The 20879-nt window shown below is 49.8% G+C and carries 20 protein-coding genes; 8 read left to right on the forward strand and 12 right to left on the reverse strand.

Translation table 11 applies throughout. The features are described 5' to 3' along the window. The first annotated feature begins 24 nt into the window (after positions 1-24). The 7 genes from hinT to fbaB all read left to right on the forward strand — a co-directional run bounded on the left by hinT (position 25) and on the right by fbaB (position 5440). The gene (gene hinT, locus M988_RS08340) at positions 25-375 is read left to right on the forward strand and encodes a purine nucleoside phosphoramidase (protein ID WP_004093085.1); all 351 of its coding nucleotides are present in this window, start codon (positions 25-27) and stop codon (positions 373-375) included. 55 nt (positions 376-430) lie between these two features. Next, entirely contained in the window at positions 431-820 is a 390-nt protein-coding gene (locus tag M988_RS08345) for a YcfL family putative periplasmic lipoprotein (RefSeq protein WP_039186442.1), read from the forward strand. A 30-nt stretch (positions 821-850) separates the two neighbouring features. Then, positions 851-1450: a penicillin-binding protein activator LpoB gene (gene lpoB / locus M988_RS08350; RefSeq protein ID WP_020303716.1), complete on the forward strand. Its 600-nt coding sequence runs from the start codon at positions 851-853 to the stop codon at positions 1448-1450. Between the two features lie 4 nt (positions 1451-1454). Next, positions 1455-2333 (forward strand): phosphotransferase, encoded by an 879-nt coding sequence (locus tag M988_RS08355; protein ID WP_064573646.1) that lies wholly within the window; start codon positions 1455-1457, stop codon positions 2331-2333. 76 nt (positions 2334-2409) lie between these two features. Then, positions 2410-3429 carry a beta-N-acetylhexosaminidase gene (gene nagZ, locus M988_RS08360; RefSeq protein ID WP_008813717.1) on the forward strand — a complete coding sequence of 340 codons (1020 nt, stop codon included), beginning with the start codon at positions 2410-2412 and terminating at the stop codon, positions 3427-3429. Positions 3430-3499: 70 nt separating this feature from the next. Then, complete coding sequence (gene ycfP, locus M988_RS08365; RefSeq protein WP_039186451.1) at positions 3500-4042, forward strand: alpha/beta hydrolase YcfP; 543 nt, start codon at positions 3500-3502, stop codon at positions 4040-4042. 348 nt (positions 4043-4390) lie between these two features. Beyond that, complete coding sequence (gene fbaB / locus M988_RS08370) at positions 4391-5440, forward strand: class I fructose-bisphosphate aldolase (RefSeq protein ID WP_064573648.1); 1050 nt, start codon at positions 4391-4393, stop codon at positions 5438-5440. A 119-nt stretch (positions 5441-5559) separates the two neighbouring features. On the opposite strand, the gene potD is transcribed toward fbaB, so the two are convergent. The 5 genes from potD to potA all read right to left on the reverse strand — a co-directional run bounded on the left by potD (position 5560) and on the right by potA (position 11241). After that, entirely contained in the window at positions 5560-6624 is a 1065-nt protein-coding gene (potD, locus tag M988_RS08375) for a spermidine/putrescine ABC transporter substrate-binding protein PotD (protein ID WP_008813714.1), read from the reverse strand. A 231-nt stretch (positions 6625-6855) separates the two neighbouring features. Further along, positions 6856-8205: a cadaverine/lysine antiporter gene (cadB, locus tag M988_RS08380; protein WP_064573650.1), complete on the reverse strand. Its 1350-nt coding sequence runs from the start codon at positions 8203-8205 to the stop codon at positions 6856-6858. 270 nt (positions 8206-8475) lie between these two features. After that, the gene (gene potC / locus M988_RS08385; RefSeq protein WP_008813712.1) at positions 8476-9261 is read right to left on the reverse strand and encodes a spermidine/putrescine ABC transporter permease PotC; all 786 of its coding nucleotides are present in this window, start codon (positions 9259-9261) and stop codon (positions 8476-8478) included. Beyond that, positions 9258-10118: a spermidine/putrescine ABC transporter permease PotB gene (gene potB, locus M988_RS08390; RefSeq protein WP_004093110.1), complete on the reverse strand. Its 861-nt coding sequence runs from the start codon at positions 10116-10118 to the stop codon at positions 9258-9260. Before potB ends, potC begins: the two co-directional genes overlap by 4 nt. Further along, positions 10102-11241, reverse strand: a complete 1140-nt coding sequence (gene potA, locus M988_RS08395; protein ID WP_008813711.1) for a spermidine/putrescine ABC transporter ATP-binding protein PotA — start codon at positions 11239-11241, stop codon at positions 10102-10104. Before potA ends, potB begins: the two co-directional genes overlap by 17 nt. 701 nt (positions 11242-11942) lie before the next feature. Here potA and pepT point away from each other — a divergent pair. Beyond that, positions 11943-13175 (forward strand): peptidase T, encoded by a 1233-nt coding sequence (pepT, locus tag M988_RS08400; RefSeq protein WP_008813710.1) that lies wholly within the window; start codon positions 11943-11945, stop codon positions 13173-13175. Between the two features lie 163 nt (positions 13176-13338). Here pepT and M988_RS08405 read toward each other — a convergent pair whose 3' ends face one another. From M988_RS08405 to sapD, 7 genes are all read right to left on the reverse strand, one after another. After that, on the reverse strand, positions 13339-13665 hold the full coding sequence (locus M988_RS08405) for a putative quinol monooxygenase (protein WP_008813709.1): 327 nt from the start codon (positions 13663-13665) through the stop codon (positions 13339-13341). Between the two features lie 9 nt (positions 13666-13674). Continuing rightward, a complete protein-coding gene (locus M988_RS08410; RefSeq protein ID WP_008813708.1) occupies positions 13675-14262 on the reverse strand; it encodes an NAD(P)H-dependent oxidoreductase in 588 nt (195 codons plus the stop codon). A gap of 355 nt (positions 14263-14617) precedes the next feature. After that, positions 14618-16558: an exoribonuclease II gene (locus M988_RS08415; RefSeq protein ID WP_064573651.1), complete on the reverse strand. Its 1941-nt coding sequence runs from the start codon at positions 16556-16558 to the stop codon at positions 14618-14620. Positions 16559-16697: 139 nt separating this feature from the next. Beyond that, the gene (locus M988_RS08420) at positions 16698-17807 is read right to left on the reverse strand and encodes a hypothetical protein (RefSeq protein WP_064573652.1); all 1110 of its coding nucleotides are present in this window, start codon (positions 17805-17807) and stop codon (positions 16698-16700) included. A gap of 203 nt (positions 17808-18010) precedes the next feature. Next, positions 18011-18799 (reverse strand): enoyl-ACP reductase FabI, encoded by a 789-nt coding sequence (gene fabI, locus M988_RS08425; protein WP_035503461.1) that lies wholly within the window; start codon positions 18797-18799, stop codon positions 18011-18013. Positions 18800-19073: 274 nt separating this feature from the next. Continuing rightward, on the reverse strand, positions 19074-19886 hold the full coding sequence (gene sapF, locus M988_RS08430) for a putrescine export ABC transporter ATP-binding protein SapF (RefSeq protein ID WP_008813704.1): 813 nt from the start codon (positions 19884-19886) through the stop codon (positions 19074-19076). Beyond that, positions 19883-20878 carry a putrescine export ABC transporter ATP-binding protein SapD gene (sapD, locus tag M988_RS08435; RefSeq protein ID WP_004093126.1) on the reverse strand — a complete coding sequence of 332 codons (996 nt, stop codon included), beginning with the start codon at positions 20876-20878 and terminating at the stop codon, positions 19883-19885. Before sapD ends, sapF begins: the two co-directional genes overlap by 4 nt. Position 20879 lies beyond the last annotated feature (1 nt).

Here is a 20879-nt window from a genome sequence, read left to right on the forward strand (position 1 = left end):
ATTGATTCTTTAAGGATATTCGTCATGGCAGAAGAAACTATTTTCAGCAAAATTATTCGTCGTGAGATCCCTTCTGATATCGTGTATCAGGACGATTTAGTCACTGCATTCCGAGATATCTCTCCGCAGGCACCAAGCCATATCCTCATTATCCCCAATCAGTTGATCCCTACGGTTAACGACGTTAAGCCAGAGCACGAAGCTGCGCTGGGGCGCATGATCACCGTGGCGGCGAAAATTGCACAACAGGAAGGGATTTCTGAAGATGGTTACCGCCTGATCATCAACTGTAATCGTCATGCGGGGCAAGAGGTTTACCACATCCATATGCATCTGCTGGGTGGTCGTGCATTAGGACCGTTGCTTGCACGCTAACCTTTAGCGTTCCTGTTTTGCTATAACACAATGTCTTTAACCGGAGTTCATCGTTATGCGCGTTTCATTCACTGGTTTTGCTCTGGCGGCGTTCTTACCGTTGGCACTTTTGGCTGGCTGTAGCGCGCCGAGTCATATTGCAGTGAGCGATGGACAGCGGGTCGTGATGGATCCCTCTGTGCTGACTGCAGGCATCACGGCGGACAATCCAACGGTTTCTTCGGGAGATCTCTACCCAGTTGCGTATGCCAATGTGAACTATGGGCAGGAACAAAAGCCGATTACGCTTAACTACCGTTTCTATTGGTATGATGTGAAGGGACTGGATATTTTCCCCCACGAGCCGCCGCGCACCATCACGTTAAAACCAGGGCAGAATGTACGTCTGGAATCGACCAGTGCCAATACCCGTGCAAAACAGGTTCGTCTCTATCTCTATTTATAAATTTAGCCAATACCTCATGGGAGAGGGATGATGAAAAAGCTTTTATCTGTGACGTTTGCGGCGTTGCTGCTGGCGGGCTGTCAAATCACGACGAAGCAGGGCAGTGAAACAACGACCGAGCCGGCGCAACCGACACAAACCCAGCCTCCGGTCACCGCGCCCACTACGCCGGTAGAACAGCCACCGGTCACCACCGTACCAACCCCGCCGAAGGTGCAGAGTTTTAACTGGAGCGGGAGCTTAACGCCGCTGATTAATCAGATGCTGAGCTCACCAGATGTGGCTGCGGGTAGCGTATTGTTAGTCGATAACGTACAAAACCAAACTAACGGTAGTATTCAGGTATCCAATGCGACCGCGGAGTTGAAAAAGGCGCTGCAGCAGGGCAATAAATTCACGTTGGTTCCGGCTAACCAAGTGACTAGCGCTAAACAGTCGTTAGGGTTATCCGCAGAAGATAGTTTAGGTTCACGCCGTAAGGCGATTGGTCTGGCGCGTATCGTTAATGCACAGTATGTGCTGTATAGCGCGATAGACGGCGATGTACAATCACCCAAGATAGCGATGCAGCTGATGTTGGTCCAAACCGGTGAAATCATCTGGTCGGGTAATGGGGCCGTGACTCGTTGATCCTATGTCGAACGTGTTTGAATCATCATTGACTTCCGTGCGGGCCGTTCTGGCCCGCCGTTTTTCGTTGGTTGACCCACTAGAGTGGCAAATATCTCAAGTCGAAGGGCTGACCGGTATTAACTGGAAAGTTTCAACGCCCGAGGGCCATGCCTATCTACTGCGTCCACAAACGCAACAAAAAACACAGCTAGGTATCAATCGCAAGCGTGAATCCCATGCGCTGAGGTTAGCCGCTGATGCCGCTATTGCGCCACAGTGCTTAGGCATTGACGCCGGCTGGCTGATTACCGAATGGATTCACGGCCAAGCACTCACTGATATCAATTACTTTTCTCATCTGCCAGCGTTAGCAGAAAAAATAGTGGCGTTACATCGCCTTAAACCAACGGGCCAAGCACGCGATTTTCACCGTCATTGCCAGCGTTATTATCAGTTAAGTTCGCCTCACTGGTTCACTCCGCAAACGCTAAGCATTCATCAATATTGGCAGTCGCGTGCGTTACCTACGCCGCTTAAATTCGCACTACTGCATATGGATATCCATCCGGGAAATATTATTCAAACATCCAGTGGGCTGCGCCTTATCGATTGGGAATATGCCGCGGTAGGTGATATCGCTTTGGATCTGGCAGCGATGTATCGTAGTTTCGGCTGGGCGGAACCGCAACAGCACTATTTTACCGATTTGTATGTGCGGGCAGGTGGTTACGCAGACATAGAAAAATTGCAACAACATGTTCAATGCTGGTTGCCCCGCGTCGATTATATGGCGTGGTTATGGTATGAAGTGCGCTGGCAGCAATCAAAACAGAATTCATTTCGTGAGGCCGCCAATCTGTTGCTATCCCAGTTGCTCGCTCAGAGAGAAGCAGGACGCTAGCCAGTAAAGCCGCACGTGACAAAATAGCGAAGGCGTTAATGCGCGCCGCAAAGTTAAATTGATAAGGAGATTCCTTGTGGGTCCAGTAATGTTGGATGTGGCAGCCTATGAGTTGGATGCCGAAGAGCGTGAGATTTTGCAGCATCCGCTGGTCGGGGGATTAATTCTATTCACCCGCAATTTCCATGATGCGCAACAGCTTCGTGAGCTGGTACGCCAAATCCGCGCTGCATCGCGTAATCACTTAGTGATTGCCGTCGATCAGGAGGGCGGCCGCGTTCAGCGTTTCCGTGAGGGGTTCACCCGTTTACCGGCGGCTCAGTCTTTTGCGGCTTTAAATAGCGATGCCGAAGGGCGTAGGTTAGCCCAAGAAGCGGGATGGCTTATGGCTTGCGAAATGATTGCCATGGATATTGATATCAGCTTTGCGCCGGTGCTGGATTTAGGCCACGGCAGCGCGGCGATTGGCGAACGATCGTTCCATGAAAAGCCAGAAATCGCAGTGCGTATGGCGGAAAGTTTTATTGATGGTATGCATGAAGCTGGCATGAAAACCACCGGCAAACATTTCCCCGGTCACGGTGCAGTGACCGCCGATTCGCATAAAGAAACGCCAATTGACCCTCGTCCGCTGGAAGAAATCATTAATCATGATATGGTTATTTTTAACCAACTGAATTCGCGCGGTAAACTGGACGCCGTAATGCCCGCTCATGTGATTTATCCGCAGGCCGATGCGCGCCCGGCAAGTGGTTCTCCATACTGGTTAAAGCAGGTATTACGCCAACAGCTAGGCTTTAATGGCGTGATCTTCTCTGATGATTTGTCGATGGAAGGTGCTGCTGTCATGGGGAGCTACGCAGAGCGTGGTCAGGCTTCGCTAGACGCGGGCTGTGACATGATTTTAGTGTGCAATCACCGCGAGGGGGCCGTCAGCGTGTTGGATAATTTGGCACCGATCACCGCAGAGCGTGTTAGCTCGCTGTATCATAATGGTAAATTAACGCGTGAAGAACTGATGGCTTCACCGCGCTGGAAAGCGGCGCATCAAGAATTAGAGCAGCTTCATCAGCGTTGGGTGGACAGCAAAGCATAAATACCGGCGCTTAAATCACAATAACGCAAGGCGGCTACGACGTTAGCCGCTGTTTGGGAGCAGTGAGAACATGATTATTTATCTTCACGGTTTTGATTCCACCAGTCCAGGTAATCACGAAAAAGTGATGCAGTTGCAGTTCATCGATCCCGATGTGCGTTTGATTAGCTACAGTACTCGACACCCGCGCCACGATATGCAGCATTTGCTGAAAGAGGTGGATAAAGTTGTGCAGCAGGCTGGCGATGCTCATGCGCTGATTTGCGGCGTAGGCCTTGGCGGTTTCTGGGCAGAGCGAATTGGTTATTTATGCGGTATTCGTCAGGTGATGTTTAACCCGAATCTGTTCCCGCAAGAAAATATGATGGGTAAGATTGATCGGCCTGAAGAGTATTTAGATATTGCGACCAAGTGCGTGGAGAACTTTCGTGAAAAGAATCGCGAGCGCTGTTTGACGGTGCTTTCACGTCATGATGAAGTGCTAAATAGCCAGCGCAGCGCAGAGTACTTGCAGCCTTTCTATGAAATTGTATGGGACGAGCAGCAGACGCACAAATTTAAAAGCCTGTCGCAGCATCTGCAAAAAATTCGGGCATTTAAAACGGTATCTTAAGGCCGATGAGAATTTAAGCATTTCACTTCCAGCTTCAGCATTCTGCTGAAGCTTTTTTTATCTCATCCTTTGGTCTGGTGAATAGTTTAAGCATGTTGGCCTAAAAGTGAGCTGGATTAATTTGCTATGGTGAATATCATCTCAAGCCAAGAGGGCTACGCTGTAATTCTTTGGCTATCACGAGATGTCTGTGTCGGCGCTTCACACGCTGGCGGCTTATGATTATGACAGAGCGTTTTAGCCCGCTTGGACGGATACGCGCATCTTGAGAGTCTTGTTGTTAAGTAAGTGATAGATAATTTTACTCATTGCTCTGAGTTGATGCCCAGAGCCAAGACGGAGTTAGTTATGACTGATATCGCTAAATTATTAGGTAAAGAAGCCAATTCCCTGCTCGAACATCGCTGTACGACTATCCCATCAGACCAGCTCTATCTTCCCGGTGCCGATTTTGTTGATCGTGTGATGATCGACAATAACCGTTCGCCGCGAGTGCTAGCGGCCATGCAAAATCTGTATAACACGGGGCGCCTAGCGGGGACTGGTTATCTTTCTATCCTACCTGTCGATCAGGGCGTAGAGCATTCTGCTGGGGCTTCCTTTGCAGCTAACCCGCTCTATTTCGATCCAAAGAATATTGTCGAGTTGGCTATTCAGGCGGGCTGTAACTGCGTGGCGTCAACCTATGGTGTATTAGCCGCGGTTTCGCGTCGCTATGCACATAAAATTCCTTTCTTGGTCAAACTGAACCACAACGAAACGTTAAGCTATCCAACGCAGTATGATCAGACTCTATATGCCAGCGTAGAACAGGCATTCAATCTGGGTGCTCAGGCCGTAGGGGCAACGATTTATTTTGGTTCAGCAGAGTCACGCCGCCAAATTGAAGAGATCTCAGCGGCTTTTGAACGTGCGCATGAGTTGGGCATGGTTACGGTGCTATGGGCTTACCTGAGAAATCCAGCATTTGTTAAAGATGGCGTAGATTACCACTCTAGCGCCGATTTAACTGGGCAGGCTAACCATTTGGCCGCAACGATTGGGGCCGATATTGTGAAGCAAAAAATGGCCGAAAATAACGGTGGCTATAAAGCCGTTAAATTTGGCTATACCGATGAGCGAGTGTATACCAAACTCACCTCCGACCATCCAATCGATTTGGTGCGCTATCAGTTGGCGAATTGCTATATGGGGCGTGCCGGTTTAATTAACTCCGGCGGTGCTGCTGGTGAAAATGACATTCAAGAATCGGTGCGAACCGCGGTGATCAATAAACGTGCCGGTGGCATGGGGCTGATTTTGGGACGCAAAGCGTTCAAAAAATCGATGAAGGATGGCGTCGCGTTAATCAATGCGGTGCAGGACGTGTATTTAGATAAGAAGGTGACTATCGCTTAACTGAAAGCGAGATGGCTGAAAATAGTTGGCTTAGAAAAATAAATTAAAAAAAGCGGGCTCAGCCAGAACGACTGAGCCCGCTTTATGATGGACAGGGGACTAAAAGTGATGAGGACGCTTTAGCGGCCTGCCTTCAGCTTCTGGAAGTAGTTCTCATAAATTTCGCTGGCGCTACCCACGTCGTTTTGCCACTCACCATGAGCGATGGTTTCAGCATCAGGGTAGAGTGATTTATCGCCAGAGATGGATGCTGGGAGCATTTTCTGAGCCGCTAAGTTCGGTGTTGGATAGCCGATAGTTTTGGCAACCTGTACCGCAATATCAGGGCGAAGCAGGAAGTTAATCAGCTTCAAGGCACCTTCAGGATTCTTCGCGTTAGCGGGAATAGATAGGCTGTCCATCCAGAAAATCCCGCCTTCTTTCGGCCAAACCACCTCTAGCGGCGTACCGGCTTCGCGTGCAACGTATGCCGAGCCATTCCAGACCATCCCCAGATTGACCTCGCCTTCCATGTAAGGATTGGCAGGGTTATCAGAGTTGAAAGCCAATACGTTTGGCATCAGCTTTTTCAGCTCTTCATAAGCCGCTTCGATCTGTTTCGGGTCAGTGGTGTTGCCTGAGTATCCCAGTTTCAGCAGCGCCATTTGGAAAACTTCGCGAGCATCGTCGGTGAGCAGTAGGCTACCTTTATATTCTGGCTTCCATAGGTCAGCCCAACGGGTGACGCTTTTAGGATCGATGGCATCCGAGTTAACGCCAATCGCGGTTGCACCCCAGATGTAGGGAATGGAGTAGTCATTCTCTGGGTCGAAAGGCTTGTGCAGCAGATTCGGGTCCAGATTATGGAAGTTGCTTAGCTTAGTTTTGTCGATCTTTTGCAGCATGCCTTCTTTACTCATTTTGGAAACAAAATAAGTGGAAGGAACCACCAGATCGTATGCGCCACTTTTATACGTCTTCAGTTTGGCATACATGGTTTCATTGGACTCGTAGGTGGAATAAATCACCTTGATGCCGGTTTCCTTGGTGAACTGCTCTAACAGTCCCGGCGGCACATATTCAGTCCAGTTATAGAAATAGACAGTATTATTGTCATTTTCCGTTTTCGGCGCATCGGCAGCGATTGCGGCATTAACTCCCAAAGCCAACAAACCTGCGGCTACCAGAGGTGACCACTTTTTCATTCAGCGTATCCCTATAGTGAAGGTCGAAATAAAGAGAAAATCTCTATGGGTCCTGCATGGAACACTTCGACAAGAACACATGTTTTCGCGGGAGTTGTACCATCAGGGCGGCCATTATAGGAGCGGGGGCGCGTGGGGTAAAGCAAGGGGATGGTTTAGGTTTTGCAGGGCGCGGAAAATCAATGGGTTTCTGCCACCAATGAGATGCATTGGTGGCAGAGAGATACCACGTTACCCTAGCCGATCGTCAGGCGGTGGGTTTTGCTTTTGTTGGATGGCATACGCTTTCTCATGTTCCCCTTGTTTGCGGGCATAGAACATCAAAATGCTTAAACTGATAATAAAGGTTGCCGTCAGCTTAATATTTTCTGCTCCTGACAATGCGACGAAGCAGAAAACACAGCCTAATGTTGCCGCCATAACGCTGACGATATTTTTCAGCGACGCGCCTTCCATACGAATTAACGCTACGCAGGAGTAGAAATACGGCAACATGGTCAGCAGAACCGCGATGCCGATAAGCTCGCCAAAAATATCGGAAGAGTTGCTGCCTTTTGCACTCATGAAGGTCATGAATGCCATCAACAACGTCATTTTGATTGCAGAGAGGATGATGCCTTTACGTGGCACGCCGTGGCTATCTACCTCGCCGTATATTTTAGGGAAGTTGCCATCACGCGCGGCGCGGACACCCGCCTGTCCGACCAACATCATCCAAGAGCCCAGCGCTGCCAAACAGGCAAATGCGGTAAAGGCCGATACCACTGGGGCAGCCCATGAGCCAATCATCATGGAGGTACTTGCGGCGAAAGGCGCACCGGTTTTTGACATCACATCAGCAGGGAACATTCCGCTCATGACCTGTGTTGCCAGAATATATACAATCCCAGCTAATGCGGTGCCCAGCATGGTTGCGATAGGAACAGTACGCTGCGGGTTTTTCACCAGACCCGAGCTGACGGCCGCGGATTCCACGCCAACAAACGCCCATAGGCAAATCAGAATGCTGTGCATAATCGCTTTGCTGTCCGTTTGGCCGGAGGTATTCCAGTTCGCCTGATACAGTGCAGGGTCGAACCAATGCCAGCCAGCGACGGCGGTACCAATGACGGGAACGAGGACGAGGATCAGCCCCAGTGTGGTTAGGCGACTCACCCAGTTGCCTCCCATCATGTTCACCAACGCCATAATCCAGATAATGACGATACTGGCAATCCCGGCAGGAATCGGCTGATTAAGCGCGGGGAAGAAGACAGAAAGATAGGCCACGCCGGCAAGACAGTCGGCGAGATTACCTATCCAGTTTGCATGGTAGTAAAGCACGGCGGTTTGGAAGCCAAATGCGGGACCTAAACGGCCAGCATAGGCGATAGGTCCGCCAACCTGTGGATCGCGCGTGGTTAAACGTGCAAACACATATGCCAATGACATGGCACCGATCAATGTAATAAACCATCCGAAGAGAGCGATAGAACCAATTTTGGCGAGGTTCGCAGGTAGGAGGGCGATACCGCTCCCCATCATGTTACCTGCGACGATACCGGTACACGCTATCAGCCCGATTTTTTTAGAAGACGCCATTTTAGCCCCGTTAACATCAGCATTTAGCTATGTTCCCTCACGGCACGCTGTCGTTTGATATTGAAAATCCTTGGGTGGGAATTATATGACAAATTGAGACATGTATCACATTTGCAAATAGGTTAACGACAATGCATTGAGCTAAAACAGTTTTGAGTCACAACCGATGGTGTAATGAACAATCTAAACCGAGTTGTCTTGCACTAAAGCTAGCACAGGAATGCAAAAAAGGCGCTCTAGGCGCCTTTCATGTTGAATCAGTATTCTTAATTAAAGCGGCTTGGATGCCGTTCTGTCGCGCAATATGAACTGACTCCCCAGTACCAGAACCAGCGATAATACCAGCAGGATGGTTGCCAGCGCGTTGACCTCAGGAGAGACACCCACTTTCACCATTGAGTAGATTTTCAAGGGCAAAATTTCATAGCTTGGGCCGGTCACAAATGAGGAAACAACCACATCATCCATCGATAGTGTGAAGCTCAGCAACCAGCCAGCCGCTACAGCAGGCATGGCGAGCGGCAAAAGAATTTTGCGCAGAATAATGAATTCGCTAGCGCCAAGATCTTTAGCCGCCTCCAACATACGCACGTCAAATCCCTTTAGGCGTGAATATACGGTAACGACGACAAAGGGCAGGCAGAAGGTGATATGCGAGAACAGCAGTGACCAGAAGCCTAAAGAGACACCCAGTAACATGAACAGCACCAGCAACGAAATCGCCATCACAATATCCGGTGACATCATGACAACAAATAGCATTCCGCTGACAAAAGGTTTGCCGCGGAAGTGATACCGGAACAGCGCTACGGCGGTCAGTGAACCGATCAGCGTAGCAAAGGTGGCAGAAAGCACCGCCATCGTGATCGAATGGCCTGCAGCCTGAAGCAAGCTGTCATTGTTCATCAACGTGCTGTACCAATCGAAGGTGAATCCCTTCCAATTGATGCCAAAACGAGAGCTATTAAACGAGTTAGCGATCAGAATAATAATAGGGATATATAAATAGGCATAGACGATGGACATAAATCCACCGCGTAGCAGGCGTCCGATCATTCCAGTTCCACCTTTTTATTCATTAATTTCCCGACGCGATAATAGATATACAGCAGAATCCCCATCACCAGTGTTAAACATATGCTGGTCGCCGCGCCGAAGGGCCAGTCGCGGATATTTAGGAACTGGCTTTTTATCACATTGCCAATCAGGAGGTTCTTTGCACCGCCAAGCAGGTCAGAGACGTAGAACAGTCCCAATGATGGCAGCATGACCAGCAATGAGCCTGCAACAATCCCCGGCATGGTTAATGGGATAATAATACGAATAAAGGTTTGTAGCTTATTAGCCCCCAAATCACGCGCGGCCTCCAGCACTGATTTATCGAGTTTCTCAATACTGGAATAGAGCGGCATCACCATAAACGGCAATAGGATATAAATCAGCCCCAGAATAACCGCTTCTGGTGTATACATTATCCGTAAAGGCGTATCGATAATTCCGGTCCACAAAAGAAACTCGTTCAGATAACCACGGGTGCTGAGAAATAATTTCAGGCCATAAATACGTATGAGTGAATTTGTCCAGAATGGAACAATCAGCAAAAACAGCAGAAGAGGGCGTACTCTCTCAGGTAGGCGTGCAAGAATAAAGGCAAAAGGATACCCGATCACCAAACAACATAGCGTGGCGATGACGGCCATATTAAGCGAGTGCAACAACACTTCGGCATACAGCGGATCAAATAAACGCGTGTAGTTATCGAGAGAGAACACCATCTTGACCAGATGAGCGTCATCACGCGTTAGGAAGCTGGTGGCGATAATCATCAAATTCGGCATAAAGACGAATAGCACCAGCCAAGCGACCACGCCGGTGATCACCACATTCTGGAAATACTTACGCGACTTCTTCATCAGCCAGCACCACCTCCCAGCTTTCGACCCAAGTCACGGCCATTTTTTGATTCAGTGAATGATCCACATCAGGATCGTCTTCATTAAAGAACTCGCTGACCAGCACCATCTTGCCGTTTTCCAGTTCGACGGTTGATTCCAGCGTCATACCTTTATAGTTACGCTCGCGGACATAGCCGATGATGCCATCGACGTGCTGACCGTGATGTATTTCTTCAACGCGCACGTCTTCAGGTCGTAGTAGCACGTTCAGTTTATCGCCTGGGCTGACTTCCATTGCCGCATCCACATAAATATTGCACTCGCGACCTTCAACATTCGCTCTCACACGATGCTCATCGACGCGGTGCAGCACTTCCGCATCGAATATGTTGATTTCACCGATGAAGCTGGCGACAAACAGGTTTTTCGGCTCTTCGTAAATCTCACGTGGCGTACCATCCTGCTCGATTTTACCGTCGCGCATCACCACGATACGGTCGGACATCGTCAGTGCTTCTTCCTGATCGTGCGTGACAAAGATAAAAGTAATCCCCAGCTTACGCTGTAACGCTTTAAGCTCGTTCTGCATCTGCTTACGTAGCTTGTAATCCAACGCGGAAAGTGACTCATCCAGCAGGAGTACCCTTGGCTTATTCACCACCGCGCGTGCAATGGCGACGCGCTGTTGCTGACCGCCAGAGAGCTGATGAGGACGACGCTGGGCAAACTCTTCCAACTGAACCATGCGTAACGCTTCCAAAGCGCGCGGCTTAATTTCTGCCTCGGGTCTTTTTTGCATACGTAGGCCAAAGGCGACGTTGTCGAGCACGGTCATATGCGGAAACAACGCATAACTTTGAAATACGGTGTTGACGTGTCGCTGTTCAGCGGGAAGGTGAGTGATATCTTCACCGTCCAGAATCACCCGGCCGTCATCAACGTCTTCCAAACCGGCAATAAGACGCAAAACGGTGGTTTTTCCGCAGCCAGAAGGGCCGAGAATGGTCAAGAACTCGCCATGATTAATCGTGAGGTCAAGGTCAGTGATGATATCTTTATCATCGAAAGACTTGCGGATACCTGTCAAACGGACAACAGGTTGTGGTGCTGCGTTAGAACCTAGAGAGGATATCTCAGTCATTTATTTGCTACTCTATCCCGGTGTGTATTGCAGATAGAACCGCCGCTGAAAAGACTGTTATCCCTTTCATCGCTGAAAGGTAAGAGCAGGTAGACTCAAGCTAAATCAATGAGTCAGACAGCTCAAAACCAGCGGCGCCAATCAAAAATTAAGGCGCGAATGATAGACTGTGTGAACTACAATTAAAAGCCAGCCCGCTAATAAATCCTGATTTTCCCGCCTTACAGCCACCATGATGCACTAATTTGCCGAGAATGGGGCAAAAATCCTGTGAAACGGCTATTTTTATTCAGTATTACTTTCTTTACTTTGTTTAACTTCAGCTAAAAATGACCTGACGCAATATTTCAGTTTTGTCGCCTCCGCATAATGTAAAACCTATGATGAGGGCAAAGGGTATTTCGCCATAATGAGATGTATACCCGTCATACTTCAAGCTGCATGTGCGTTGGCTGCGCTCGTTCACCCGGATTACTTACAAGAGTAAGCTCATCGGGTTCACTCACTTGCCGCCTTCCTGCAACTCGAATTATTTAGGGGTTTACAGTGCAATCGCCTTGCAAAAGTCCACGCTTGACGTTGTTTGGCTCGCCCACTAGTCGATTATTTATCCTACGCGGCACTTGTCCTTCCTTCTTTGCCCTCCTGCAGCAAGAATGATGCGGACTGTGACGAATAATGAATTATTGCGAGACACTTTTATGAATAACTTACTCGATCGTTTTTTTAATTATGTTTCTTTCGACACACAGTCAAAATCCGGCGTTCGTCAGGTTCCGAGTACCGATGGCCAGATGAAGCTAGCACGGGCGCTGAAAGCAGAATTAGTCGAATTAGGCTTTGAGCAGGTTACCTTAAGCGATCACGGGTGTGTGATGGCAACACTGCCCTCTAACGTTAGCTGGAAAGCGCCGACGATCGGTTTTATCTCCCATTTAGATACTGCCCCCGACGCCAGTGGCAAAAATGTTAATCCACAAATCGTTGAAAACTATCGCGGCGGAGATATTGCGTTGGGCATTGGTGACGAAGTGCTGTCGCCTGTGATGTTCCCTGTATTGCACCAATTGCTTGGCCAGACGCTGATCACCACCGATGGTAAAACGTTGCTGGGGGCTGATGATAAAGCGGGGATTGCAGAAATCGTAACGGCGATGCTACGTCTTAAACACAATAACGTACCTCATGGCGATATCCGTATCGCATTTACGCCGGATGAAGAAGTGGGTAAGGGCGCACAGTTTTTCGATGTAGAGGCCTTTGACGCGGAGTGGGCATACACCGTGGATGGCGGCGGTGTGGGAGAATTGGAGTGTGAGAATTTCAATGCCGCGTCGGTGACTATCAAGATCGTGGGTAACAACGTACATCCGGGAACAGCAAAAGGCGTGATGGTGAATGCATTGTCGCTGGCGGCACGTATCCATAACGAATTACCCCCAGAACAAACGCCTGAAAATACCGAAGGCTATGAAGGTTTCTATCATTTGGCTTCGATGAAAGGCACGGTAGAGAAAGCCGAAATGCATTACATCGTGCGTGATTTCAGCCGTGAGGGTTTTGAAGCACGTAAGAAAACCATCATGGATATTGCCAAAAAAGTGGGCAAAGGCCTACATCGTGACTGTTATATTGAAGTGACGTTGGATGACAGTTACTACAACATGCGTGATGAAGTGGCAAAACATCCACATATCATTGAGCTAGCGCAGCAGGCGATGCACGATGTTGGCATTGAGCCAATTATGTGCCCGATTCGTGGCGGTACTGATGGTGCTCAGCTTTCATTCCGCGGCCTGCCTTGCCCGAATCTGTTTACCGGTGGCTATAATTTCCATGGCAAACATGAGTTCATCACGCTCGAAGGCATGGAAAAAGCGGTTTCGGTTATTATGCGCATTGCTGAGTTGACCGCGTTGAAAGCCAAAGGCTAGCAATAAAAAAGCCGCTGAAAATCAGCGGCTAAAATAAACAGACACAGCGGCAATAAATCGTTATACCCAAAATAGTTCAAACTGCATTTTGCTGGCTGCGTTCGTTATGTTTCCCCTCCTTGGGGCTCACGAGCGAACGCTTGCCGCGTCAATGCAACTCGAATTATTTTTGGGTAGAGATCGCTGAGCGATCGGTCAAAATACGCAGGGTCACGGATTCAACCTGATCCTGCGTTTCTTTATGGTGGCGAACCATATGTGCCGTTTTCAGGTGTGCATCTAAGTGCGCATGAGATCCCCAACGCTCAAGCATAAAAATGGTATCTGGTGCTAAGGTTTGCGGCTCAATGGCTGGCAGCGTGTCAGTCAACGGTGCGTACTGATAGCAACCCTCTTCAGCTAACACTTCAGCTTGCAAGGCTTGGAAACGCTTGACGATCTCATCGAGATGGCCGGATCGAACTTTGATTTCAGCTATAACGGTAATCATGGCGATGCCTTATTTTTGACCGAAAACGGTCGCTAAATGATCGCGGTAACAAGCGATATTGTGTTCAACGTTTGGATTCTTAATAACGTCGGTGCACAGGAACGTTGGCAGGCGGGTCATACCCAAGAATTCATTGGCTTTGTGGAAATGCATGTACAAACCGTCAACCCCTTGACCGTGGAAGAACTGGTCCGGATCGTCAAATGCTTCCTGTGGTGCGTTCCAGGTCAGAGACAACATATGTTGCTTGCCCTGAATTAAACCGCCTGAACCATATTTTTTGTTGGCATCAGAACGGGTGCGACCATCGCTGGCATACAAGCGGCCGTGGCCTTCAGTGAAGACTTCATCGATGTATTTTTTAACGATCCACGGCTCACCCATCCACCATCCCGGCATCTGATAAATCACCACGTCGGCCCACAGATAATTTTCAATTTCTTGTTCTACTTCATAACCGTGATCGATAGTGGTTTCACGCAGTTCATGACCCAATGCAGATAGCGTTTCTTTGGCAACTTCATGCAGCGTGGTATTCAATTGCCCCTTAGAGTGGCCGAAAGCTTTCATACCATTGATTAGGAAAATCTTGCTCATAATGCAACTCCTCAAGCGACGCCGTGAAAAATGGACGCCGTGTTGTTATTCGATAAATTCGTTAGTGGCTGAAGCAATTATCACACTCTTTATTTTCATAAAATAGGTGATATGAATCACAACACTTTTGCTTAACAGTCAATAATTGAGGGCTGATAGGAATAATCTCGTCATCAACCTCGCGCGAGAACGGGGACTCAATAGACGCTGAAGCCGTGTAGAGAGCTGGATTGTTGAGCAGCGAGCACTGCGTTAGCTTAGAATTTGCACCGGATAGGGATTAATAAGAATGGATAAAAATTGAGGAATATATTCCGCCCAATCCTGCACACTGAGGATTGGGCGGACAGTCACATTACGCTACAGGTTTAGCAATAATGCTACGGGTTTCCATACGAACTTCTGTCAGATAGACCTGCAGGTTATCACCGGTTTGATATACGGTTTCGCCTTTAATCTGTAGGCTGCCAGTCTCTTGACTGCACACCAACTCGTCACGGACAGCATGAATGAAGGACGATGGGATAAAGGCTATCGCACCATTATCAACCAGACGAACTCGCATTCCGCCACGAGAGATGTCGATGATTTCAGCATTGAAGTGAATTGCTGGATCAACTTTGTCTTTCAGGAAACGTGCATATAACCAATCCCCGACGTCACGCTCGGCCATACGGTTCAAGCGGCGGCGTTCTGCCATTTGCACCGTGATAGATTCATCGGGGCGCTGAGCCGGTTTGTCGGCTATTAATGCTTTCAGCAAGCGATGATTGACCATGTCACCGTATTTACGAATTGGCGAGGTCCAGGTCGCGTATGCCTCCAAACCTAGGCCATAGTGCGGGCCAGGCTCAGTGCTGATTTCGGCAAAAGTCTGGAAACGACGCACACGGCTATCAAGGAACGTCGTCGGCAGCGAATCCAGATGGCGACGCAGCTCACAGAAGCCTTGCAACGTGAGCAATGCTTCGGCATTAGCCGCCACATCGTTGGCTTGCAAAATGCTCACGGCTTGTTCAACCAGCGCTGGGTCGAAACCAGAATGGGTATTATAGACACCGAAGCCCAAGCGATCGCGCAGTACGATAGCTGCACAAACGTTGGCGGTTATCATGCACTCTTCAACGATGCGGTTTGCTACGCGGCGATGCTCGGCAATGATATCTACCACGCTGCCTTTTTCACCTAAAACAAAGCGATAATCAGGGCGGTCTTTAAATACCAATGCGTGCTGTTGGCGCCAGTTTGAGCGCGAGTCAGCTAAACGATGCAGCAAACGCACCTGCTGCTCAATCTGCGCGTTCTCGGGTTTCCAGCTACCAACGCCTTCCAGATAGTCTGAAACTTCGTCATAGACCAGTTTCGCTTTAGACTCAATCCAGCCAGCAAAGAAGCGGATATCGTCAGAGATCGCACCGTCTTGCGCTACGGTTACACGGCACAGCAACGCTGGACGACGTTCGTTGGCGCGCAATGAGCACAGGTCATCTGACAGATCGCGCGGTAACATCGGGATATTAAAGCCGGGCAGGTAAGTGGTAAATGCACGTACCTGAGCGATTTTGTCCAGCTCGGAACCTTGCTCGACATAAGCCGTTGGATCGGCGATAGCGATCGTTAGCGCCAGAGAACCATCTTCAGTCTCCTGCACATACAGCGCATCATCCATATCTTCCGTGCTGGCGCTATCGATGGTGACGAACGGCAGTGCGGTGAGGTCTTCGCGCTGTAAACCTTCTTCGTGCATTTCGCTGCCAGACCATTCAGGCGCACTGCGATCCAGACCGTGGCGCGCGAGAGTCACCCACCACGGCGCGAAATCATCGCCACCGTCGGTGATGTAGGTGGTGATGTTGGCAAAGAAGGTACGATCGCCTTTCAGTGGATGGCGATTCATTTCAGCAACGACCCAGTCGCCTTGCTTAAATTCATGCGTCACCGAGTTGTCAGCCCTGCAGGGGATGGCATCTTTGAGTAACGGATGATCAGGAATAATGGACAGTCGGTTGTCACCGTCTTTTTTCTGCACACGACCAACGAAGCGAGTCAGAAAAGGTTCAACCAACTCTTCCGGCTCAACGACTTCACGATCTTTCTCAGTGTGAACAGCAGCCAGAACGCGGTCACCGTGCATGACTTTTTTCATGTACGGAGGCGGAATGAAATAGCTTTTCTGAGCGTCAACTTCCAAGAAGCCAAAGCCTTTGTCGGTCCCTTTTACGACGCCTTCAACGCGTGGAGTCTGGGAATGCAGTTGCTGTTTAAGCTGTGCGAGCAGCGGGTTATCCTGAAACATAGTATTGAAACGTAGATTCCGGCAGGTGGATGAAGTGAGTGACCTCAAGGGCGGTTCACATTTTTACGCGAATCAGCCCCTATGAGCAAGCCCCCGTTACGACTGTGGGTGAAATGTTCAGCGATTCAGCTAAAACAGCTCATTCTCCCAACGAAACAAGTAGTCTTTGGCTCCAAGCACCGGTAGCAAGGGCAATAATGAGCTCAAGGATTTCGCCGTGGGTGAGGCCTGATTGGTTCAAGGATGCGACATGCTCAGGAGTGAATCGGTAGGGCGTTTGGGAAAGGGTAATACTGGCCTGAATAATAGCGCGTTCGCGACGGCTGCATTGGGCAATCGCGCTAACAGGATCGGCCAGCACGGCATCGGCTTGTAAGCGATGTTTGCTCAGCAATAGATAGCGCCGCGCATGATGTTGACTGCCGCGACGACAACCGTTCAGTCGAGCGCTGACTAAAAATGCCAACTCGCGTAGCGGCTGGCGTAGACGGTCACTACAGTTATATCCGTCGGTGAATAACTGGGTACTCACGTCGGCCGCTTCGCCGTTGTGCATACTGACAAGCATCAGCGCGATGGCCAGTCCTGAGGGAGCGCCGCATACCGCAATGGGGGACAGCGAAGCATCCGCACCCAGTGGTAGCCAAGGCCGCCATGCGGCAGATAATTCTGCGGGTAAGCCGCTAAGTTCCAGAGGGGGAAATATCGTGGGCTCGGAAGGGAGTGGATGGCCGGAGAGCGCAGATGTTCCCGGAATGAGTCTCGCTTGCAGGCATACCAGACCGATAATTTGCGAGAGAGTCACAATATCAGGGTAAGAGAGCTTAACGGCCCGTAGCGCCCGCAGGTTTTGCTTGCTGCTGCGGGTAGGATCCCATGCCAAAAGCCGAGCATGTTCGGTGATCTGTGCCAGTCGCTGATTACTCTCGCGCGTGTTATGCGGGCAGTGCAGCGGGGCGAGCTGTTTGGCGTAGAACGTGCTCAACGGCGTCACCTGTGAAACCTGCGCGACAGTGAGCGCAATGCTTAAGCGATCATAGTGTGAAAGCGAGTGCTCGCGTGTGATTTCAGGAGCTATACCTAATAGCTGGGTATAGGCATCACCCACTAACAGGAAATAAGCCTCACGGTCAGCGTGTTGGTCAAACAGGGGAAAGCGCCCCTGAGTCAGAGGCAGGCTATTATCCACATCGTGTGATGAGGAAGAGCGTGAGCTAAAAACCGTAAGCGGCGAAGTCGATCGCTCCATGGTGTATCCTTCAGGCATCTTACGAAAAAAGGGTGAACCCTTTATGAAACAGCCTACTATCCTTGCTTAATGTGGTTGGGAGATGAAATATTGTTAAGGAATAGGCTAGGTTGAAAAGGAATAACTGAAGGGGGATGAAAGCTAAGATAAAAAAATCCCCAGCCGAGGCCAGGGATTTGCAATTCACAACAAACGGTAGGAAATTAATCCAGTTCCAGCTCGTTCATGGCCGCGATGTTGAAGCCACCATCAACGTGCAGGATTTCACCAGAGATACCGCCCGCCAGTGGGGAGCACAGGAAGGCTGCGGAGTTACCCACATCTTCGATGGTCACGGTACGACGAATAGGTGTAACGGCTTCGCAATGTGCCAGCATTTTACGGAAGTTTTTGATACCGGATGCAGCCAGAGTGCGGATTGGACCTGCGGAGATACCGTTAACACGGATGCCTTCAGGACCCATGGCGTTGGCCATATAGCGTACGTTGGCTTCCAGAGACGCTTTAGCCAGACCCATAACGTTGTAGTTAGGGATGGCGCGCTCTGCGCCCAGATAGGACAGAGTCAGCAGGCCAGCGCCTGGATTCAGCATGGTGCGGCAAGCTTTTGCCATCGCAACGAAGCTGTAAGAGCTGATGTCGTGAGCGATTTTAAAACCATCGCGCGTGACCGCATTCACATAGTCGCCGTCCAACTGGTCGCCTGGTGCGAAACCAATGGAGTGAACGAAACCGTCGAATTTCGGCCAAGATTTTGCCAGCTCAGCAAACATCGCATCGATGCTTTCGTCTTCTGCTACGTCACAAGCCAGAACCAGATTAGAACCCAACTGAGCGGCGAATTCTTCTACGCGTGATTTCAGTTTGTCATTCTGGTAGGTGAAAGCCAGCTCAGCGCCTTCGCGGTGCATAGCCTGTGCGATACCGTAGGCAATGGAGAGTTTACTGGCTACGCCAGTGATCAGAATGCGCTTACCGGTAAGAAAACCCATACAATAATCCTTGTAGTCTTGGTTTGCGTTACCCTTCATCCTCGTTGCCGCCATAAGCAGCCTCAATGAATTCGGGGAACTAAATGCAAACTGTTATATGCGGCGGAAAACAGAGTGGTGCAAAAAGAAACACGTTTGTTAACCCGTCCAGCACTTGTGTTAATAAAACCAAACCGAGCGATTCTATCACGCTTGATTCTCTGTGGAATGCTTTTGATGCTCTGCTCGGATCAGTGGTTGATTTCTAGGCTGTTATTGTTGCTAAAACAGCTGATCAGAAAACTCCGCCGTCGCGGCGCCATGCATCCGCCGTTAACGCCTCGCCAAAATGACTATTGATTAAGCGTTTAGTCTGTTCATGCAGCGGTGCCGCCAAGACTTCAGAAGTGCTGCCACGTTCTACCACTTCACCATGATGCATCACCATCACCTGATCGCTGATGTGCTTCATCATGCCTAAATGCTGAGTTACATAGATATAGGCGATACCCTGCTTTTGTTGTAGTTCTAACATCAAATTAATGATCTGCGAGCGCATCGACATGTCTAGCGACGCCAGCGCTTCATCCGCCACAATCACCTGCGGCTGTAAAATTAACGCGCGCGCCAGCGCAATACGTTGAATCTGCCCTGATGCCAGCATGTGAGGGTAGTAGTAAGCATGGTCTGAACGCAGGCCGACCTGACGCAGCGTTTCATTGATGCGCTGCTCACGCTCGGGAGCATCTAGCTCCGTGTTTAAGCGAAGTGGTACATCCAATATTTGGCCGATACGCTGGCGGGGGTTGAGCGACGTCGACGGATCTTGAAAAATCATGCGAATACGCTGGCTTCGATAGCGAAAATCACCATAGTGTAGCTGCTTATCATCAATCACGATGTCGCCCGCGGTGGGTTCAATCATGCCAGAAAGCATTTTTGCCAGCGTCGATTTCCCCGAACCGTTCTCGCCGATGATGGCCAACGTTTGCCCCTCTCGCAGCGTAAAGCTTACCGGTTTAACCGCCTCAAGATTCTGACGACGGAACAAGCCGGTGCGGTAGCGGAAAGTCTTTTGCAGATTATGCACTTCCAGTAGCGTACTCATTGCGTCTCCTCCATGTTGAGCGGGAAATGGCAGGCAAATTTATGCGCTTTAACAGTTCGCAACGGCGGCGTTTCAATGCACTTTTTCTGCGCATAAGGGCAACGCGGCCCTAGTCGGCAGCCAATAGGCAAATGCTCAAGCGACGGAATAGCGCCCGGCAGCGTATTGAGACGGCTTTTATGTGGCAATGCACGGCCAAAATCTGGCATCGCACGAATCAGTGCCTGCGTATAAGGATGGTGTGGTGTGACCAAAATCTCTTCACAGGTAGCGCTTTCTACCGTTTGCCCGCAGTACATGACGTTGATGCGGTCGGCCCATTTACTCATCATTTGCAGATCATGGCTGATCAGCAAAATGGTGGTGTTATTGTTTTGATTCATGCGTGACAGCAGGCGGAAAATTTGTGCCTGAGTGGTGGGCTCCATCGCATTGGTCGGTTCGTCAGCAATCAACAAGCGTGGCTGGTTTGCTAAAGCAATCGCGATCATCACTTTCTGGCATTCGCCTTCGGTAAGTTCATACGGAAAACTACGCATGATATCTTTGTGATCTTTAATGCCGACGCGGTGTAGCAGCTCAATGGCGCGACGCTTGCGCCAGTGGAATCTTTGCCACCAGCGGCCTTTGTAGGTCCAGCCGGGGATAGCCTGAATAACCTGTTTACCAATGCTTTCAGAGGGATCCAAACAGGACTGTGGCTCTTGAAAAATCATCGACACGTTATGGCCGACCAAGCGGCGCCGCTGACGTGGTGTCAGGCGCAGTAAATCAATGTCATCGAAGCGGAAACGGTCGGCGGTTACTTTCCAGTTATCTTTGGTCACGCCGCAGATCGCTTTGGCAATCAGGCTTTTTCCTGAGCCGGATTCGCCGACCAATCCGCGGACTTCACCTTCGGTTAGCGTAAGACTCACGCGATCGACGGCCTTGACCGGCCCTTCGGCAGTCATAAATTCAATTGTCAGGTTACGAATATCAAGTAACGGCATT

Origin of the sequence: Hafnia paralvei ATCC 29927 (genome assembly GCF_001655005.1) — a bacterium.
GTDB classification, from domain to species: Bacteria; Pseudomonadota; Gammaproteobacteria; order Enterobacterales; family Enterobacteriaceae; genus Hafnia; species Hafnia paralvei.